A 17,385-nucleotide genomic window follows, 5' to 3' on the forward strand; every position below is an offset into this window, starting at 1 on the left:
GCGCTCTGCCTGCGCCCGGTATGTTTCTTGCTCCGCCTTCGGCCCAGTGGCCGGTCACCGCGTGCAAGACCCTGTTAACCTATCCGTGCCCCGCGTCACCGTGATGACGCGCGCACTGCAACCCTTGAAAATCCACCTGCGCGCCCCATTTCGGAGCAAGGCGCCGCTTCCGGCCCCGGTCGCCCCGGGCAGCGCACTAGCGTATGGCCAGCGCCACCCAATAGGACTTGAGTGCAAGCAGGAACGTGACAAGCATCGGCACCCAGCGCAGATCGTGGTACAGCACTACCACCAGCACGAACAGTGCGGCGGTGCCGAACACCTTGATCGCTTCGCCAACGACCAGACCACTGATCGACGGACGCGCGCGCATCATCCACAGGCGCAGCGCGAAGAAGCCGCTCGGCACGAAGCACACCATGCCGCCGAACCAGGCCGACCAGGCCGATGCCGCACCGGGCCGGCCGAACCAGCCCCACGCCGCTGCCGACAACAGGGTCACCACCACCTGGACCAGTACCACCTTGCCAGGTGTCATGCGCGATGCGCGTAGCGCGCGCTCGCCGAAGAGGTTCACCGCGTCGGCATGCGACAGCGGTTCGACGATGTCGTCCTCTGTCTCCGCCTCGTCCGTCCAGTCTGCCCTGCGGGCCTTGTCTTCCCGATGCACCGCGTCCGCTTGCGGACCTGTCGCGTGATCGGTATCCGGGCCTTGCCGGTGTTGCTGCTGACGGTCTCGAGCCACTACCCTGCCTGCCTCGTTCCAGGCCGGAACTTTTCGGTCCGACCAGAATTCAAACCGCACGATTTTAAGGGGATTCCCCGATTCGAGTCAATCTGCTTACATTTGCCTTGCGAGATCGGCGCGGCAGCCGCGCCACGCCTTTGCCTTCAGCATGGGGCGGAAACGGCGGCGCGACAACGATGTGCGGGGTAATCGCACCGATTGCGATGCGGCCGCTGCATGGCGCCGTCCCTTCAGGACGGACCGGACTCAGGCGACGCGCTGGTCGCCGACCGCGCCACGCAGGCGCACCAGCACTTCATCCAGCGCGTCGTTGCTGGTGAAGCGCACGGTCAACTGGCCCTTGCCACGTGTATTGAGCTTGATCTGCACCGGCAGGCCGAGCGCATCCGAGAGTTCTTCTTCGAGACGGGCCACATCGCGCCCGCCTGCACCGGCACGGTGCTTCAGCGATGTCAGCTCGACCGGTTTCAGTGCGGCGGCAACCAGCTTCTCGGTCTCGCGCACCGACAGCCGCTTGTTGACGACCTGATTCGCCAGTGTGATCTGGGTGGCGCCGTCCACGGCCAGCAGCGCGCGCGCGTGGCCCATGTCGAGATCCCCGGCCATCAGCATGGTCTGCACCGGCTGGGCGAGATTGAGCAGGCGCAGCAGGTTGGAGACCGCGCTGCGCGAGCGGCCCACCGCTTCGGCGGCCTGCTCGTGGGTGAAGCGGAATTCGCGGATCAGGCGCATGATGCCCTGCGCCTCCTCCAGCGGGTTCAGGTCTTCGCGCTGGATGTTCTCGATCAGCGCCATCGCGGCCGCGACTTCGTCGGCCACCTCCTTCACCAGCACCGGTACCTTGTCCAGGCCCGCCAGCTTGGAGGCGCGGAAGCGCCGCTCACCGGCGATGATCTCGTAGCGATCGGGCTCGGCCACGCGGCGCACCAGGATCGGCTGCATCAGGCCCTGGGCGCGGATGCTCGCCGCCAGCTCCTGCAGCGCGCCCTCGTCCATGCGTGTGCGCGGCTGGTACTTGCCGGGCTGCAGCTGGTCCAGCCGCAGCACCTGCGGCGCGCCCTCCTGCCTGGCCGTCTCGACGATTTCGGCAGGGCCGCCCAGCAACGCCTCGAGGCCACGGCCCAGTCCCTTCTTCTTTACGGTACTCATGCTCGCTTCCTTGCTGCGCGCGGCGGACGCCACGCCTGTCCAGCCATCAATGTATGCAAATGTACTCAACCAAGCTGCTTGACGCGGGCGATCATCTCCGCGCCGAAGTCGAGATAGGCTTTCGCGCCCTTGGACGAGGCATCGAAAGCAACGCCCGGCATGCCGTACGACGGTGCCTCGGCAAGGCGCACATTGCGCGGGATCACGGTCTTGAACACCTTGTCGCCGAAGTGCGCCTCCAGCTGCGCCGATACCTGCTGCTGCAGCGTGACACGGGGATCGAACATGACGCGCAGCAGGCCGATCACCTTGAGGTCGCGGTTCAGGTTGGCGTGGACCTGCTTGATGGTATTGACCAGATCCGACAGGCCCTCGAGCGCGAAGTACTCGCATTGCATCGGCACGATCACGCCATGCGCTGCGCAAAGTCCATTGAGGGTCAGCAGCGACAGCGAGGGCGGGCAGTCGATCAGCACGAAGTCATAATCGGCATCGACCTCGGCGATGGCCTGCTTGAGCCGGCGTTCGCGCTGTTCCAGCTCGACCAGCTCCACCTCGGCACCCGCCAGCTCGCGGTTGGCGGGCAGCACATCGTACTTGCCGGACTCCGAACGCTGGCGCGCCTGTGGAATCGTGGCCAGGCCGACCAGCACCTGGTAGACGCTGTGCTCCAGCGACTGCTTGTCGATGCCCGAGCCCATCGAGGCGTTGCCCTGCGGATCGAGGTCGACCAGCAGCACGCGCTGATCCTGGGCGGCCAGGCCGGCGGCGAGGTTCACCGTGGTGGTGGTCTTGCCCACCCCGCCCTTCTGGTTTGCGATCACGAATACCTTGGCCATATGCTTCAGAGGCTCCTGCTTGTCATTCGATAGGCCGGAACGGGCGGCGCCAGGTGGCCGTGCCCTCTCCGGCATGGGTTCAGCGGCGCGACAGCACCACCAGGTGCCGTTCGGCGTCCAGTTCGGGAACAGCCAGGCGCGGCACGGCGTCCAGTTGCCAGTCGGCCATCAGGCCGGCCGCCTCCATCCGTTCCAGTTCAGCGTGCGGGTAGACGCCCTTCATCGCGACCAGCTTGCCGCCCGGTGCCAGCAGGTGGCCCGACAGGGTGACGAAATCGACCAGCTCGGCAAAAGCACGCGAAGTGATCACGGCGAAGCCCTGGGCATCGTCCAGTTTTTCCACCGGCCCCCAGTGCGCACCGGCATTCGACAGGCCGAGCTGCGCCCGGCACTGGGTCAGGAAGGCGGTCTTCTTCTGCACGATATCGACCATCAGCACCGACAGGTCCGGACAGGAGATAGCCAGCGGCAGGCCCGGCATGCCACCGCCCGAACCGACGTCCAGCACCCTGCCCCGTGCCGGAGGCGTCACGGCGGCTGCGCGCGCGGCCTCGGCCAGCGCCGGCACCGCTGCCAGCGAATCCAGCAGGTGATGGCTCAGCATCTCGTCGGGATGGCGGATGGCGGTCAGGTTGTAGACCCCGTTCCACTTGCGCAGCAGCGCCAGATAGGCGAGCAAGGTATCCACTTGTCCTGGCGCAAGCGCCAGGCCGATGGCGGACAGGCCGGCTTCGAGCCGGCGGCGCAGCGCGGTGTCGTCCGCGCCGGCGAAGGATTTCGGCGCCGTCACTCAGGCCGCCTCTTGCGGAGGCTGGCCCGTGCCGGCCTGGGCGGGCTGGCCGGCCTTGCGTCCCATGCCCTTCTTCTTCAGGTGAACCAGCAGCAGCGAGATCGCAGCAGGTGTGACGCCAGAGATACGCGAAGCCTGGCCCAGCGTTTCCGGGCGATGCTGGTTGAGTTTCTGGCTGACTTCGAAGCCCAGGCCGCGGACTTCGGTGTAGTCGAAGTCCGGTGGCAGCCGGGTTGCCTCATTGGCACCGAGCTTGTCCACCTCGGCCGCCTGGCGGGCGATGTAACCGTGGTACTTGATGCCGATCTCGATCTGCTCACGGATCTGGTCCGCGATCATCGGCTCGGCATCGAGCGGAGCCTCGGCTGCATGGCGCCCGCCCTGCAGCGCCATCAGCGCTTCATAGCTGACACCGGGACGGCGCAGCAGATCGGCCAGGCTGTATTCACGCTCGATGGCCTTGCCCAGCAGCGGCACCGCGTCCTCGGGCGGTAGCAGCGCCGGGTTGACCCAGGTGCTCTTGAGCCTTTCTGTTTCACGTGAAACAGCGTCGCGCTTGCGGTTGAACGCATCCCAACGCACGTCGTCAACTACACCAAGCTCCCGGCCGGCTTCGGTCAGGCGCATATCGGCGTTGTCCTCGCGCAGGCTCAGGCGGAACTCGGCACGGCTGGTGAACATGCGGTAGGGCTCGGTCACGCCGCGCGTGATCAGATCGTCCACCAGCACGCCGAGGTAGGCCTGATCGCGCCGCGGCGTCCACGGATCTCGCTCGCGCGCGAAGCAGCCGGCATTGATGCCAGCCAGCAGGCCCTGGGCCGCGGCTTCTTCGTAGCCGGTGGTGCCATTGATCTGGCCGGCGAAGAACAGGCCTTCGATCGCCTTGCTCTCCAGCGAAGCCTTCAGCGCGCGCGGGTCGAAGTAGTCGTACTCGATGGCATAGCCGGGGCGCAGGATATGTGCGCTTTCCAGGCCACGGATCGAGTGCACCAGTTCCAGCTGCACGTCGAATGGCAGGCTGGTCGAGATGCCATTCGGATAGAACTCGTTCGTGGTCAGCCCTTCCGGCTCGAGGAAGATCTGGTGGCTCTCCTTGCTGGCGAAGCGATGGATCTTGTCCTCGATGGAGGGGCAATAGCGCGGCCCCACTCCTTCGATGACGCCCGTGTACATCGGCGAGCGGTCGAGGCCGCCACGGATGATGTCGTGGGTCAGTCCGTTGGTATGGGTGATCCAGCACGGCAGCTGTTGCGGATGCTGTTCAGGGCGGCCCAGGAAGGAGAACACCGGCACGGGATCAAGATCGCCCGGCTGCTCTTCCATGACCGTGAAATCGATGGTGCGGCCGTCGATCCGGGGCGGTGTGCCGGTCTTCAGGCGGCCCTGCGGCAGCTTCAGCTCCTTGAGGCGTGCCGACAGCGATACCGCGGCGGGATCGCCGGCGCGTCCGCCGGTGTAATGATCCAGGCCGACGTGGATCTTGCCGTCCAGGAAGGTACCCGCAGTCAGCACCACGGCGCGGGCGCGGAAAGCAATGCCGACCTGGGTCATCGCCCCGACCACGCGGTCACCCTCCACCATCAGGTCGTCGACCGCCTGCTGGAACAGCATCAGGTTCGGCTGGTTCTCCAGCCGGGTGCGGATCGCCTTGCGATACAGCACGCGGTCAGCCTGGGCACGCGTGGCGCGCACGGCCGGTCCCTTGCTGGAGTTGAGAATGCGGAACTGGATGCCGGCCTCGTCGGTGGCGGCGGCCATCGCCCCACCCATGGCATCGACTTCCTTGACCAGATGCCCCTTGCCGATGCCGCCAATGGACGGATTGCAGCTCATCTGCCCCAAGGTCTCGATGTTATGGGTCAGCAGCAGGGTCTGGCAGCCCATACGGGCTGCGGCAAGCGCCGCCTCGGTGCCGGCATGGCCACCGCCGACGACGATAACGTCGAACTCTTTCGGGTAAAGCATGGGGACACCTCCTCCAGGAGGTCGCGAGGGAAAACGGGATGTCGAATTATAGCGGCATTCGACTACGCGGCCTTTTCAGCCGGCGTGTGTTTCACGTGAAACATCGTCAATGCGAAGCGGTCGGCACCTCGACTGTGTTCCACGTGAAACATCGAATCCGGACACAAAAAAGCCGGGCATGGAATGCCCAGCCAGTGTTTCACGTGGAACAACGGCTTGCCCCGCTCAGAGCTGCCTGCGCAGATAGTGCGCGATCTCCTCGGTCAGCAGGCCCAGGTCACGCTGCAGCTTGGCGAAGCCGCCGTTGCGCTCGCGGCTCACCTCGTCCATGTAGAGCGGGCGGCGGATCTCGATCTGCAGACTGTTGCGGCGCTCTGCCGGCCGGCCGATGCGCGCGATCAACTGCACGCCCTTGTAGGGATCATTGCGCGCCACCGTGTATCCCATGCCGCGCAGCACCGTCTCGACCAGGTCCACGATGCCAGGCTCGCAGGTGCTGCCGTCGCGATCGCCCAGCACGAAGTCCGCCAGCGGATGCGGGCTCTGGATCTTCAAGCGCTCGTAGGCATTGTTCGGCATCGAATGCAGGTTCAGGTGCCAGACCGCTCCGAAGCGTCGATGGGCCGCCTCGACGGCCTCCCCCAGTGCGGCATGGTAGGGCCGGTAGTAACGGTCGATCCGTTGCCGGACCTCATCCACGCCGAGCTTGCGCGCATAGATCGGCGTGGACGAGTCCATCCGGCTCCACACCAGGCCATAGCCCAGGCGCGTCTTCTCTCCCGGCGCAAGCGGCTCCGGCCACGCCCCTTCAAGCAGTTCCGGATCGAGATCCTCCAGCGTCCGGTTGGGGTCGATGTAGACGCGCGGGAACGTCGCCGCGAGCAGCGTGCCGCCGACGCGCGGCACATGCTCCCACAAGGCCTCGACGTGGGTATCCTCGCCGCCGCGCAGTCGCTGCTGCGGCAGCACCGAACCGAAATCGGCCGGGTAGAAGGTCCCGCTGTGCGGTGAATCGCACACCAGCGGCACGCCCTCCCCCTCTTCCGCCTGCCACAGGAGAAACGGTGCCGGCGCCGCCGGCTTGTCGAACGATGCCGTCATGCTCAGTCCAGCTTGATATTGGCGGCCTTGGCCACACGCGCATAGCGCGCCATCGCCTGCTGCATCTGCGCCCTGAACTGCTCCGGCGAGTTCGGGATCAGCGTGCCGCCCGACTCCTCCACACGGCGCTTGAAGTCCGGATTCTGCATCCCCTTGTGGATGGCCGCGTTCAGCCTGGCGACGATCGCGGGGGGCGTACCGGCCGGTGCCACGATGCCGAACCAGCCGCCGTCGCCCATATCCTTGAAGCCCAGCTCCGCATAGGTCGGCACGTTCGGCAGCAGCGGTGAGCGCGCCGCGCCCAGTACCGCCAGCGCACGCAGGCGGCCGGATTTCACGTGTGGCAGCGTCGACGACAGATTGTCGGTGATGGCGCTCACCTGCCCCGCCACCGCATCGTTCAGGGCCAGGCCCGCTCCCTTGTACGGCACGTGCAGCAGGTCGATCTTCGCCAGCATCATGAAGTTCTCGATGTTGACGTGCCCGAGCGAACCCGCCCCCGGGGAAGCGAAGCTGTACTTGCCCGGGTTGGCCTTGGCCAGTGCGATGAACTCCTGCATGGTCTTGGCAGGCACGCTCGGATGCACGGCAAACACGCTGGGGATGGCCACGACATTGGTGATCGGCGCGAAGTCCTTGATCGGGTCGTAGCTCAGCTTGGGGAATACCGCCGGATTCGAGCCATGGGTGCTGACCGTCGCCATGCCGATGGTGTAGCCGTCCGGCGCCGACCGGGCGACCTGCTCCATGCCGAGCGAGCCTCCCGCGCCCCCCTTGTTCTCCACCACCACCGACTGGCCCAGCTCACGGCCGGCATACTCCGAGACCAGGCGTGCGATCAGGTCCGTCGACCCGCCAGCGGCGAACGGTACCACCAACTTGATGGGGCGGCTCGGATACTTGTCCTGCGCCAGCGCGGAAGCCGCGGGCAGTGCGGCGGCCACGACAGCCGCAATGGCAAAGCAGGACAGGACGAATCGCCGGCGTGGCGCACAGGCTCGGTTCATGGGATATCTCCTTGGCTTTTCCCTGATTGAGCCGGCCAGTGTCGGCAGTTTACCGGCCTGGCACAAACGACTATATTGCACGCTTGCATTACCAACGGGCATCCTCGCCCCCCTCCCCTGCCCCATGCGGATTCGCTCGCCCTCGATGTCGGAACTGCACGCCTTCGCCGCGGCGGCGAAGCTGGGCAGCTTTACCCGCGCGGCAGAGCAGCTGTGCGTGACACAGGGCGCCATCAGCCGTGCCATCGCGCGCCTGGAGGACCATTTCGGCCAGCCCCTGCTGCAGCGCAACGCCCATCGCATCGTGCTGACGGCAAGCGGCCGGCAATTGCTCGAAGCGGTCGCGGGACCGCTGGCGGCAATCGAGAGCGCCAGCACCGCCCTCCTCGCCGGCGACCGGCGCCACGCCCTGACCCTGTCCGCCGTGCCGACCCTGGCCAGCGTCTGGCTGGTGCCGCGGCTGCCCGATTTCCACCGGCGCCACCCCGACATCGTGCTGGACTTCGTGCCCTATCGCCGCAAGGAGGACTTCTCCGGCCCGGCCCCTGACGCCGCCATCCTCGCCGGCACCGCCGGACAGTGGCCGCAATGGCAGGCCGACTACGTGATCGGCAGCGAGATGGTGCCGATCTGCCACCCCAGCCGAGCCGCCCTGCGCAGCGCCGAAGGCCGCTGGCGCCATCCCGCGGAACTGCAGGACGAGCCGCTGCTGCACCACACCACAGCGCCGGCAAACTGGCAGAACTGGCTGCGGGCGGCAGGCGTACCCGACGCTGCGCCCCGCCTGTCCACCGGCTTCGACCAGGTGTCGATCCTGGTGCAGGCGGTCAAGGCCGATATGGGGCTGGCCGTGCTGCAGCGCTGTCTGGTGCGCGACGAGATCGCATCCGGCAGCGTGGCCGTGCCATTCGACCTGCCGATCCGCCTGCAACGCGGCTATTACCTGTGCGCGCCGCGCGGGCGCAGCCATCCGGCGCTGGAGCATTTCCGCGCCTGGCTGCTGGAGATTGCGGGACGGGATCCCGATGTTCTCGATGCCGGACAGTTTATGCACGTGACGGATGAATGAATTGCAAAAAACAACCGTGCAATTCTTCATGCAAATAAACTGCCGTTGATTGCAACGCTCAACCGCTGAACTCCGTGGCTTCCCGGGTGGGAGGCATATGCACAGCGCCACGGAAGCCTCTATCCGGTATTGTGCGATCCCATCGCGCCCAAGAGACGCCTCACCAGGGCAAAGCTATCCGCCCGACAAATGAATAACGGCACGCAATGCGTGCCGTTATTCATCAAGCGCATTCGAGGCGCGGTGCAAGCACTCCCCGGAGTGCTATGCCGCCTTCTTGGCCAGCCCCAGGTAGGTTTCGATCACACGCGGATTGGCGGCCAGTTCCGCTGCCGGTCCTTCCATCGACATGTCGCCGGTCTCGATCACGTAGGCGTAGTCGGCCACCTGCAGCGCGGCACGCGCATTCTGCTCGATCAGCAGCGTGGCCACGCCAGTGCGGCGCAGATCGCTGATGATATGGAAGATCTCCTTGACGATCAGCGGCGCCAGCCCGAGGCTGGGTTCGTCCAGCATCAGCAAGCTGGGCTTGGCCATCAAGGCGCGTCCGACCGCCAGCATCTGCCGCTCGCCGCCGGACAGCGTGCCGGCTTCCTGCTTCGCGCGCTCCTTCAGGCGCGGGAACAGTTCGTAGACCACCTCCTTCTGGTCGAGGAAGTTCTTCTCGCCCGCGCGCTTGCGCCGGTAGGCGCCCAGCAGCAGGTTGTCCTCCACGCTCATGGTGGCGAACAACTCGCGCTTCTCCGGCACCAGGCACATGCCGCGCGAGACGCGCCCCTCGACCGGGATGCCGGCCATGTCGTGGCCCAGGTAGCGCACCTCGCCGGTGGCCGAACCGGTCGACGGCAGCGCCCCCATGATGGCGTTCAGCATGGTCGACTTGCCGGCGCCGTTCGGACCGATCACGGTGACGATGCGGCCCGCTTCCACCTTCAGGTTGGCGCCGTGCACCGCCTCGACCTTGCCGTAGCGCACATGCAGGTCCTTCACTTCCAGGATCAGGCTCATTTCCGCTCCCCCGTCATTCCACGCCGCCCAGGTAGGCTTCCAGCACTGCCGGATCCTTCTGCACCGCCTCCGGCACGCCTTCGGCAATGCGCGTGCCGAATTCCATCACCACCAGCCGGTCCGTCAGGTTCATCACGAAGTCCATGTCGTGCTCGACCAGCAGCACGCTCATGCCCTCGCCCTTGAGCTTCTTCAGCAAGGCCGCCAGCGCCTGCTTCTCCTTGTAGCGCAGGCCCGCGGCCGGCTCGTCGAGCAGCAGCAGCGCCGGATCGCAGCACAGCGCGCGCGCGATCTCCAGGATGCGCTGCTGGCCGAGCGCGAGGCTGCCCGCCTCCATGTACATGCAGTCGGCCAGGCCCACGCGCTCGAGCTGGCGCGCGGCCTCGAACAGCAGCTTCTCCTCCTCGGCGCGGTTGAGCCGCAGCACCGCCGCCGACACGCCCCCCTGCGCACGGAAATCGCCGCGCAGGTGAGCGCCGATGGCCACGTTCTCCAGCACCGTCATGGTCGGCAGCAGGTGCACGTGCTGGAAGGTGCGGCCGATACCGCGCTTGACGATCTCGCGCGAGGGCAGGCTCGATATCACCTCGCCACGGTAGCGCACCTCGCCGCGCGTGACCGGCAGCACGCCCGTCACCAGGTTGAAGGTGGTCGACTTGCCGGCGCCGTTCGGGCCGATCAGGCCGATGATCTCGCCGGCCCGCACCTGGAAGCTGACATCGTTGACGGCCACCAGCCCGCCAAACTCCTTGCGCGCGGCGCGCACGTCGAGCAGCAGCTCGCCGGCCGCCGGCTTCGGCCGTACCGCCAGGGCCGGCGCGTGCTCGGGCGCGACCACCGGCGGCGCGGCCGGGAACAGCTTCTTCAGGAAAGGCCAGATGCCTTCGCGCGCATGCTGCAGCAGCAGGACCAGCAGCACGCCGAAGACGATGATCTCGAAGTTGCCGTTAGCGCCCAGCAGCTTGGGCAGCACGCCCTGCAGCACATCCTTCAGGATGGTCAGCACGCCGGCGCCGAGCACCGCGCCCCAGACGTGGCCGACGCCGCCGACCACCGCCATGAACAGGTACTCGATGCCGTAGTTCAGCCCGAACGGCGTGGGGTTCACCGCGCGCTGCAGGTGCGCGTAGAGGAAGCCGGAGACGCAGGCCAGCATCGCCGCCACCACGAAGATCACCACCTTCATCCACGCGGTGTTGACCCCCATCGCCTCGGCCATCACGCCGCCGCCCTTGAGCGCGCGGATGGCGCGGCCAGGACGCGAGTTGAGCAGGTTCTGCACGGCCAGCACGGCCAGCAGCACCACCGCCCAGATCAGGTAGAACATCGCGCGGCCCGAGCCCAGCTCGATGCCGAACAGGCTCAGCACGGGAATGCCGTTGAGGCCGTCGTACTTGCCGAGAAAGTCCAGGTTGCCGAACAGGAAGAACAGCGACAGGCCCCAGGCAATGGTCGCCAGCGGCAGGTAGTGGCCGGACATGCGCATGGTGATCAGCCCGATCACATAGGCACAGGCCATGGTGACCAGCAGGCCGGCCAGCAGGCCCAGCCACGGCGACAGGCCCACCTGCGTACTCAGGTAGGCCGTGCCGTAGGCCCCCAGGCCGACGAAGGCGGCCTGGCCGAACGAGGTCATGCCGCCGACCCCGGTCAGCAGCACCAGGCCGATGGCCACGATGCTGTAGAGCCCGATGTAGTTGCCCAGCGTGATCCAGTACTCCGGCGTCGGCAGCGCCGGCAGCAGCAGCAGGCACAGCGCGAAGAGGAGCGTCAGCACACGGTTGCGGGTCAGCCCGCCGCGGCTGCCCGCCACGGCCTGCTGCTTGTCGGTCAGCATCGTCATCGCTTATTCCTCTTCCTCGACAGGTTTGCTGTTGAGCGAGCGCCACAGCAGCACCGGAATGATCAGGGTGAAGACGATGACCTCCTTGAAGGCGCTCGCCCAGAACGAGGAGTACGACTCCAGCAGCCCCACCAGCAGCGCACCGGCGGCGGCCACCGGATAGCTTGCCAGGCCGCCCACGATCGCACCCACGAAGCCCTTGAGCCCGATCAGGAAGCCCGACTCGTAGTAGACCGTGGTCAGCGGCGCGATCAGGATGCCGCACAGCGCGCCCATGGCCGCCGCCAGCGTGAACGAGAGCCGGCCGGCCTGCGTGGTGCCGATGCCAACCAGGCGCGCGCCCAGCCGGTTCACCGCGGTGGCGCGCAGCGCCTTGCCGGGAATGGTGCGCTCGAAATAGAAGTACAGGGCTGCGATCAGTACCGCCGACATGCCCACCACCCACAAGCTCTGGCCCGATACCGCCAGGCCGCCCAGGTTCCAGTTGGCATCGGAGAATGCCGTGGTGCGCGACCCCTCGGCGCCGAACATCACCAGGCCCAGGCCGACCATGGCGAAGTGCACGCCGACCGAGACGATCAGCAGCACCAGCGTGCTGGCTTCGGCCAGCGGCTGGTAGGCCAGGCGATACAGCATCGGGCCGATCGGGATCACGATCAGCAAGGTCAGCGCGATCTGCGCCGCCATCGGCATCGGCGTGGCGCCCAAGCGCTGCGCCAGCAGGTGCACGGCCAGCGGGAACAGCAGGTACTTGCCGGCCAGCACGGCAAGGCGGCGGCCGGCGGTGCGCCGCAGTTCGGCGCTGCGCAGGACGGTGGCGCACTCGTAGAGGAAGGTCAGCACACCCATGACGAGCACCAGCCAGCTCGTCTGCGGCGCCTGGCCGGCCTGGATCGCGGCCAGTGTCAGCGCCCCGTAGGCAACGAATTCCCCTTGCGGGATGAAGATGACGCGGGTCACCGAGAACACCAGCACCAGCGCCAGCGCCAGCAGCGCGTAGATCGCGCCCGAGGTGATCCCGTCCTGCGCCAGGATGGCGGCAATCGAGAGGTCCATTGTCTCCCCGTATCGTTGAAATGCCTGCCTGCTTCGGAGGGGGCGGACAGGTCGGGACGGCCCGGGAGGGCCTGACCCGTGATGGGCCGCCCTTGCGCGTGCGACGTGTGCGCAAGGGATTACACAATAGTAAACGACTTACGTATAGCGGAAATCCAGAGCAACCCTAGCATGGCGCAGCGCGGCAAAAGCGTGCCTGCCGGCATCCTGTACCCTGTCCCGGCCGCACCCATCACACCGGGCAGCATGCTCGAGCGCGGCGCAACACCATCATCGCCGATCTTGCCGATGATTTAATTAACACGTTAAGCATTGTGCAGGCAGGCGATAGTGTCAAGCAGGGCTTCCCCGCCCTGCGGCGTGCCGCGCCGGCGCGACCATGCGGAAAAAAAAGGCGCATGGTCTGTCCATGCGCCTCCTGTCCGCCAGCCCGGGTCCGGCGGCCGGCCGTCGTCGCTAGTTGGCCTGCAGCTTCCACGCTCCGTTGACGATCTGCACCATCACGCGCGCACGCTGGTCGAGGCCAAGGTGGTCGGTCGGGCTCATGTTCATGATGCCGTGCGAGATGGCCAGCTCCTTGGTCTGCTCCATGGCATCGCGCAACGCCTTGCGGAACTCGACCGTGCCCGGCTGCGCGCCGCTCTTCAGCGCGATGGGAATGGCCCGTTGCAGCAGCAGGCCGGCATCCCAGGCGTGTCCGCCGAAAGTCGACACCTGTCCGCCGAAGGCCTTCTCGTAAGCCGTCTTGTAGGTCATCGCGGGCTTCTTCACCGCGTTGCTGTCGGGCAGTTGCTCGGCCACCAGCAGCGGGCCGGCAGGCAGGAAGGTGCCTTCGCAATCCTTGCCGCAGACACGCAGGAAGTCGGCGTTGGCGACACCGTGGGTCTGGTAGATCTTGCCCTTCCAGCCGCGTTCCTTGAGCGTCTTGGCAGGCAGGGCCGCGGGCGTGCCGGAGCCGGCGATCAGCACCGCGTCGGGGTTGGCCGCCATCATCTTCAGCACCTGCCCCGTCACCGAGGTATCGGTACGGGCGAAGCGCTCGTTGGCCACGACCTTGATCTTGCGCATGCCGGCCACCTTGCCGAACTCGTCGGCCCAGCTGTCGCCGTAGGCGTCCGCGAAGCCGATGAAAGCCACCGTCTTCACGTTGTGGTTGGTCATGTGCTCGGCGATGGCCGTCGCCATGTGCGAATCGTTCTGCGGCGTCTTGAACGCCCACTTGCGCTTGGCATCCATCGGCTCGATGATGCGCGCCGAGGCCGCCAGCGTGATCATCGGCGTATCGTTCTCGGCCACGATGTCCACCATCGCCAGCGCGTTGGGCGTGACCGTCGAGCCGATCACGGCGTCGACCTTGTCCTCGCTGATCAGCTTGCGCGTGTTCTTGACCGCGGTGGTGGTGTCGGAAGCATCGTCCAGCACGATGTACTCGACCTTCTTGCCGGCGATCTCCTTGGGCAGCAGCGAGATGGTGTTCTTCTCGGGAATGCCGAGCGAGGCAGCCGGCCCGGTGGCCGACACCGTGACACCGATCTTGACCTGGGCGCTCGCCGCGCCGGCGAACAGTGCGGCCGCAGCCATGGCCAGCAAGCTGGCGCGCTTGAATTTCATCGTGTCTCCTTCGTTTGCTGCAAACGGAAAGGCGCCCGTCCGGCTCCGGCCGGGCGGACGCCTTCTTTCTTCTCGAACCGGCCGCATCGCTGGCAGCCGGCTACAGCAGGGAACGATTGTTTCCGTCCCGATTTTCCCGTCCTGCGCGTCTTACCCCCGGATGCGCAGCGCGCTATTCGCCGACCGAGCGGTCGGGAATGCGCATGGAGTCTAGCACAGGGACTTTACGCCGACAGACCGGATTTACCCCAAGCGTCACGCCCGCAACTTGACGTGGCGGCGCCAGTCGCCGGCTTCAGCCCAGGCGCTTGTAAGAGGGCACCAGCATGCGGCACCACAGGCCGGAGGCGTCCACGGCGAATCCCTTTGGCGGCGCGGCGGCGTCGACCAGCGCCGGCGCCAGCAGCAGTTGCCGGATCCCGTGCGCGCGGCACCAGTCGGCCAGCATCGCGCAGCTCGCCGCCAGCGCCGGGGCGGCGTCGGCGCCGTCATGCCACCACTCGAGCGCCAGGGCGGCCAGGCCGCCCTGGGCCAGGCAAGGCACCACGTTGAAGGACAGGCAGCCGACCAGGCGCTCACCCGCCTCGCACAACAGGCAACCACCCTGCTCCGGACGGCTGAGCTGCGACGCCAGCAGCAACTGGCGGCCCCGCTGCGCCGGCACCGGCAAGGGGCGCGCCCGGTCCAGCCAGGACGACAACAGCGGAAGATCGGCGGCGACGGCGGGCCGTACGGACAACCCGGGCGGCAGAAACGGGTCCGGCGGGGGAGAGAGGGACACGGAGGGACCGGGAGGAAGGAATAGTCGGGGGCCGAGGCGGAACGCGGCGTACTGCGCCATCCGGCCCCACGGCGGAGCGAGCATTGTCGCATGGCCGCACATGCCGTCGAATGCACTCGCAAATGCGGCAAATGCAGCAAACGCACTCATCTGGTGCATTCCCAGATGTAGCCACATGCCGGCTACGGCGCATTACTGGAGGTGGAATGGAAAAAGGCGCTGCCGAGGATCACCCGGCAACGCCCTTTATTTTATTGGCACTGCAACCCGACACCGGGTGCGCGCCTGTCGTCTCCTCGCTTCCGCCTCCATTTAACCTGCGAAAACCGTATATGGAATGTAACGAAGCGGTGCGTTCGAGACAAGCTAGCAGAAACCCTAGCCCCAAAATCGGGCATGCCATCGACGGGTCACTTTTTCATCGTCCCGGCGTGGCGCCCGATCAACCCGTCCGGCGCCCGAAGCGGGCCAGCAACTCGCCCATGATGCCACGGCGGAAGGTCAGCACACAGATCACGAAGATCACGCCGGTCACCGTCGTCACCGACTCGCCCAGCGAATTGAACCAGCCGATGCCCGTCATCGAGGCCAGGAAGGTGCCGATGTCGCCCAGCTTGTTCTCCAGCGCGACGACCACGAACGCACCCGCCAGCGGACCCGACAGGGTGCCGAGGCCGCCCACCAGCGTCATCAGGATCACCGAGCCCGACATCGACCAGTGCACGTCGGTCAGCGTGGCGAAGCCCAGCACCAGGGCCTTGATCGCCCCGGCCAGCCCCGACAGCGCCGCGGACAGCACGAAGGCCTGCAGCTTGAAGCGATCGGTGTCGTAGCCGAGCGAGACCGCGCGCGGCTCGTTCTCCTTGATCGCCTTCAGTATCTGGCCGAAGGGCGAATGCACCGTGCGCACGATCAAGGCGAAGGCGGCCACGAAGATCACCAGCGCCACATAGTAGAGCGTGACGTCGCTGTCCAGCGGCAGCACGCCGAACAGCTTGCCGCGCGGCACCCCCTGCAGCCCATCCTCGCCGCCGGTAAACGGCGCCTGCAGGCAGAAGAAGTACAGCATCTGCGCCAGCGCCAGCGTGATCATCGAGAAGTAGATGCCCTGGCGCCGGATCGCCAGCGCCCCCACCACGTAGCCGATGGCCGCGCCGACCACGGTGCCCAGCACCAGCCCGACTTCCGGCGTCACGCCCCAGGCCTTCATGGCATAGCCGGCCGTGTAGGCCGCCCCCCCGAAGAAGGCGGCGTGGCCGAACGACAGCAGCCCCGTGTAGCCGATCAGCAGGTTGAAGGCACAGGCGAACAAGGCGAAGCACAGCACCTTGAGCACGAACACCGGATAGGCACCGGCGAGCGGCGCGACGATCAGTCCCGCCAGCAGCAATCCATACCAAATCTTCTTCTGCACGCCACGCCCCTCTCTTGCCCGATCCGCCCCGGCCACCGCGGCCGCCACGCCAGTCCCCTGCGCTCGTCCGCCAGTCACTTTTCTCTCCCGAACAGGCCGGCCGGCCGCAGCAGCAGCACGATGACCATGATGAAGAACACTACCGTCGACGAGGCCTCGGGATAGAACACCTTGGTCAGCCCCTCGATCACGCCGAGCCCCAGACCGGTGATGATCGAGCCCATGATCGAACCCATGCCGCCGATCACCACCACCGCGAAGACCACGATGATCAGGTGCTGGCCCATCAGCGGCGAGACCTGGATCACGGGCGCCGCCAGCACGCCGGCAAAGGCGGCCAGGGCCACGCCGAAACCGTAGGTCAGCGTGACCATCAACGGCACGTTGATGCCGAAGGCCTCGACCATCTTGGGATTCTCGGTACCCGCGCGCAGGTAGGCGCCGAGCTTGGTCTTCTCGATGACGTACCAGGTCGCCAGGCACACCGCGATCGACGCCACCACCACCCAGGCACGGTAGTTGGGCAGGATCATAAAGCCCAGGTCGGTGGCGCCCTGCAGCGCATCCGGCGGCGAGTAGGGCAGGCCCGACACGCCGAAGATGGAGCGGAACACGCCCTCGACCACCAGCGTGATGCCCAGCGTCAGCAGCAGGCCGTAGATATGGTCGAGCTTGTAGATCCAGCGCAGCATGGTGCGCTCGATCACCACGCCGATCAGCGCCACCGCCAGCGGCGCCAGCACCAGCATCCACCAGTAGCTGAGCCCGGCGTACTCCATGCCCATCCAGGTCAGTACCGCACCGAGCATGAAGAGCGCGCCGTGCGCGAAATTGATGACGTTGAGCAGCCCGAAGATCACCGCCAGGCCCAGGCTCAGCATCGCGTAGAAGGCCCCGTTGACCAGCCCCAGCAGCAGCTGGGACAGCATGGCGGGCAGAGGTATTCCGAAGATGTCCATGGCGGATAGCCGTTTCCATTGCCGAGTGATTGCCACCCTGCTCCC

At 66.7% G+C, this 17,385-nt stretch carries 15 protein-coding genes; 1 reads left to right on the forward strand and 14 read right to left on the reverse strand.

Annotated elements, in window-relative coordinates; translation table 11 throughout:
* Positions 1–196 precede the first annotated feature (196 nt).
* From BKK81_RS01325 to BKK81_RS01355, 7 genes are all read right to left on the reverse strand, one after another.
* Complete coding sequence (locus tag BKK81_RS01325) at positions 197–670, reverse strand: ATP synthase subunit I (protein ID WP_071010401.1); 474 nt, start codon at positions 668–670, stop codon at positions 197–199.
* A gap of 324 nt (positions 671–994) precedes the next feature.
* Positions 995–1,897 carry a ParB/RepB/Spo0J family partition protein gene (locus BKK81_RS01330; RefSeq protein WP_071010403.1) on the reverse strand — a complete coding sequence of 301 codons (903 nt, stop codon included), beginning with the start codon at positions 1,895–1,897 and terminating at the stop codon, positions 995–997.
* A gap of 65 nt (positions 1,898–1,962) precedes the next feature.
* Positions 1,963–2,736 carry a ParA family protein gene (locus tag BKK81_RS01335; RefSeq protein ID WP_071010405.1) on the reverse strand — a complete coding sequence of 258 codons (774 nt, stop codon included), beginning with the start codon at positions 2,734–2,736 and terminating at the stop codon, positions 1,963–1,965.
* 79 nt (positions 2,737–2,815) lie between these two features.
* Positions 2,816–3,526, reverse strand: coding sequence for a 16S rRNA (guanine(527)-N(7))-methyltransferase RsmG (gene rsmG, locus BKK81_RS01340; protein ID WP_071010406.1), 711 nt, complete (start codon positions 3,524–3,526; stop codon positions 2,816–2,818).
* A complete protein-coding gene (gene mnmG / locus BKK81_RS01345) occupies positions 3,527–5,491 on the reverse strand; it encodes a tRNA uridine-5-carboxymethylaminomethyl(34) synthesis enzyme MnmG (protein WP_071010408.1) in 1,965 nt (654 codons plus the stop codon). It lies immediately after the preceding gene.
* A 225-nt stretch (positions 5,492–5,716) separates the two neighbouring features.
* On the reverse strand, positions 5,717–6,592 hold the full coding sequence (locus BKK81_RS01350; protein ID WP_071010410.1) for an N-formylglutamate amidohydrolase: 876 nt from the start codon (positions 6,590–6,592) through the stop codon (positions 5,717–5,719).
* A gap of 2 nt (positions 6,593–6,594) precedes the next feature.
* The gene (locus BKK81_RS01355; RefSeq protein WP_071010412.1) at positions 6,595–7,599 is read right to left on the reverse strand and encodes a tripartite tricarboxylate transporter substrate binding protein BugE; all 1,005 of its coding nucleotides are present in this window, start codon (positions 7,597–7,599) and stop codon (positions 6,595–6,597) included.
* A 124-nt stretch (positions 7,600–7,723) separates the two neighbouring features.
* Here BKK81_RS01355 and BKK81_RS01360 point away from each other — a divergent pair, with 124 nt between their 5' ends.
* Complete coding sequence (locus tag BKK81_RS01360; protein WP_071010414.1) at positions 7,724–8,668, forward strand: LysR substrate-binding domain-containing protein; 945 nt, start codon at positions 7,724–7,726, stop codon at positions 8,666–8,668.
* A 264-nt stretch (positions 8,669–8,932) separates the two neighbouring features.
* Here the strand turns inward: BKK81_RS01360 and BKK81_RS01365 are convergent, their stop codons facing one another.
* From BKK81_RS01365 to BKK81_RS01395, 7 genes are all read right to left on the reverse strand, one after another.
* The gene (locus BKK81_RS01365) at positions 8,933–9,676 is read right to left on the reverse strand and encodes an ABC transporter ATP-binding protein (protein WP_071010415.1); all 744 of its coding nucleotides are present in this window, start codon (positions 9,674–9,676) and stop codon (positions 8,933–8,935) included.
* 13 nt (positions 9,677–9,689) lie between these two features.
* Positions 9,690–11,519, reverse strand: coding sequence for a branched-chain amino acid ABC transporter ATP-binding protein/permease (locus BKK81_RS01370; RefSeq protein WP_071010417.1), 1,830 nt, complete (start codon positions 11,517–11,519; stop codon positions 9,690–9,692).
* Between the two features lie 3 nt (positions 11,520–11,522).
* Positions 11,523–12,575 carry a branched-chain amino acid ABC transporter permease gene (locus tag BKK81_RS01375; protein WP_071010419.1) on the reverse strand — a complete coding sequence of 351 codons (1,053 nt, stop codon included), beginning with the start codon at positions 12,573–12,575 and terminating at the stop codon, positions 11,523–11,525.
* 456 nt (positions 12,576–13,031) lie between these two features.
* The gene (locus tag BKK81_RS01380; protein WP_071010420.1) at positions 13,032–14,186 is read right to left on the reverse strand and encodes an ABC transporter substrate-binding protein; all 1,155 of its coding nucleotides are present in this window, start codon (positions 14,184–14,186) and stop codon (positions 13,032–13,034) included.
* A gap of 295 nt (positions 14,187–14,481) precedes the next feature.
* Entirely contained in the window at positions 14,482–14,925 is a 444-nt protein-coding gene (locus tag BKK81_RS01385) for a hypothetical protein (RefSeq protein WP_231907956.1), read from the reverse strand.
* 484 nt (positions 14,926–15,409) lie between these two features.
* A complete protein-coding gene (locus BKK81_RS01390) occupies positions 15,410–16,381 on the reverse strand; it encodes a branched-chain amino acid ABC transporter permease (RefSeq protein ID WP_197523940.1) in 972 nt (323 codons plus the stop codon).
* Positions 16,382–16,455: 74 nt separating this feature from the next.
* Positions 16,456–17,340: a branched-chain amino acid ABC transporter permease gene (locus tag BKK81_RS01395; protein ID WP_071010422.1), complete on the reverse strand. Its 885-nt coding sequence runs from the start codon at positions 17,338–17,340 to the stop codon at positions 16,456–16,458.
* Positions 17,341–17,385 lie beyond the last annotated feature (45 nt).

This window comes from Cupriavidus sp. USMAHM13 (genome assembly GCF_001854285.1).
Taxonomy (GTDB): Bacteria; Pseudomonadota; Gammaproteobacteria; order Burkholderiales; family Burkholderiaceae; genus Cupriavidus; species Cupriavidus malaysiensis.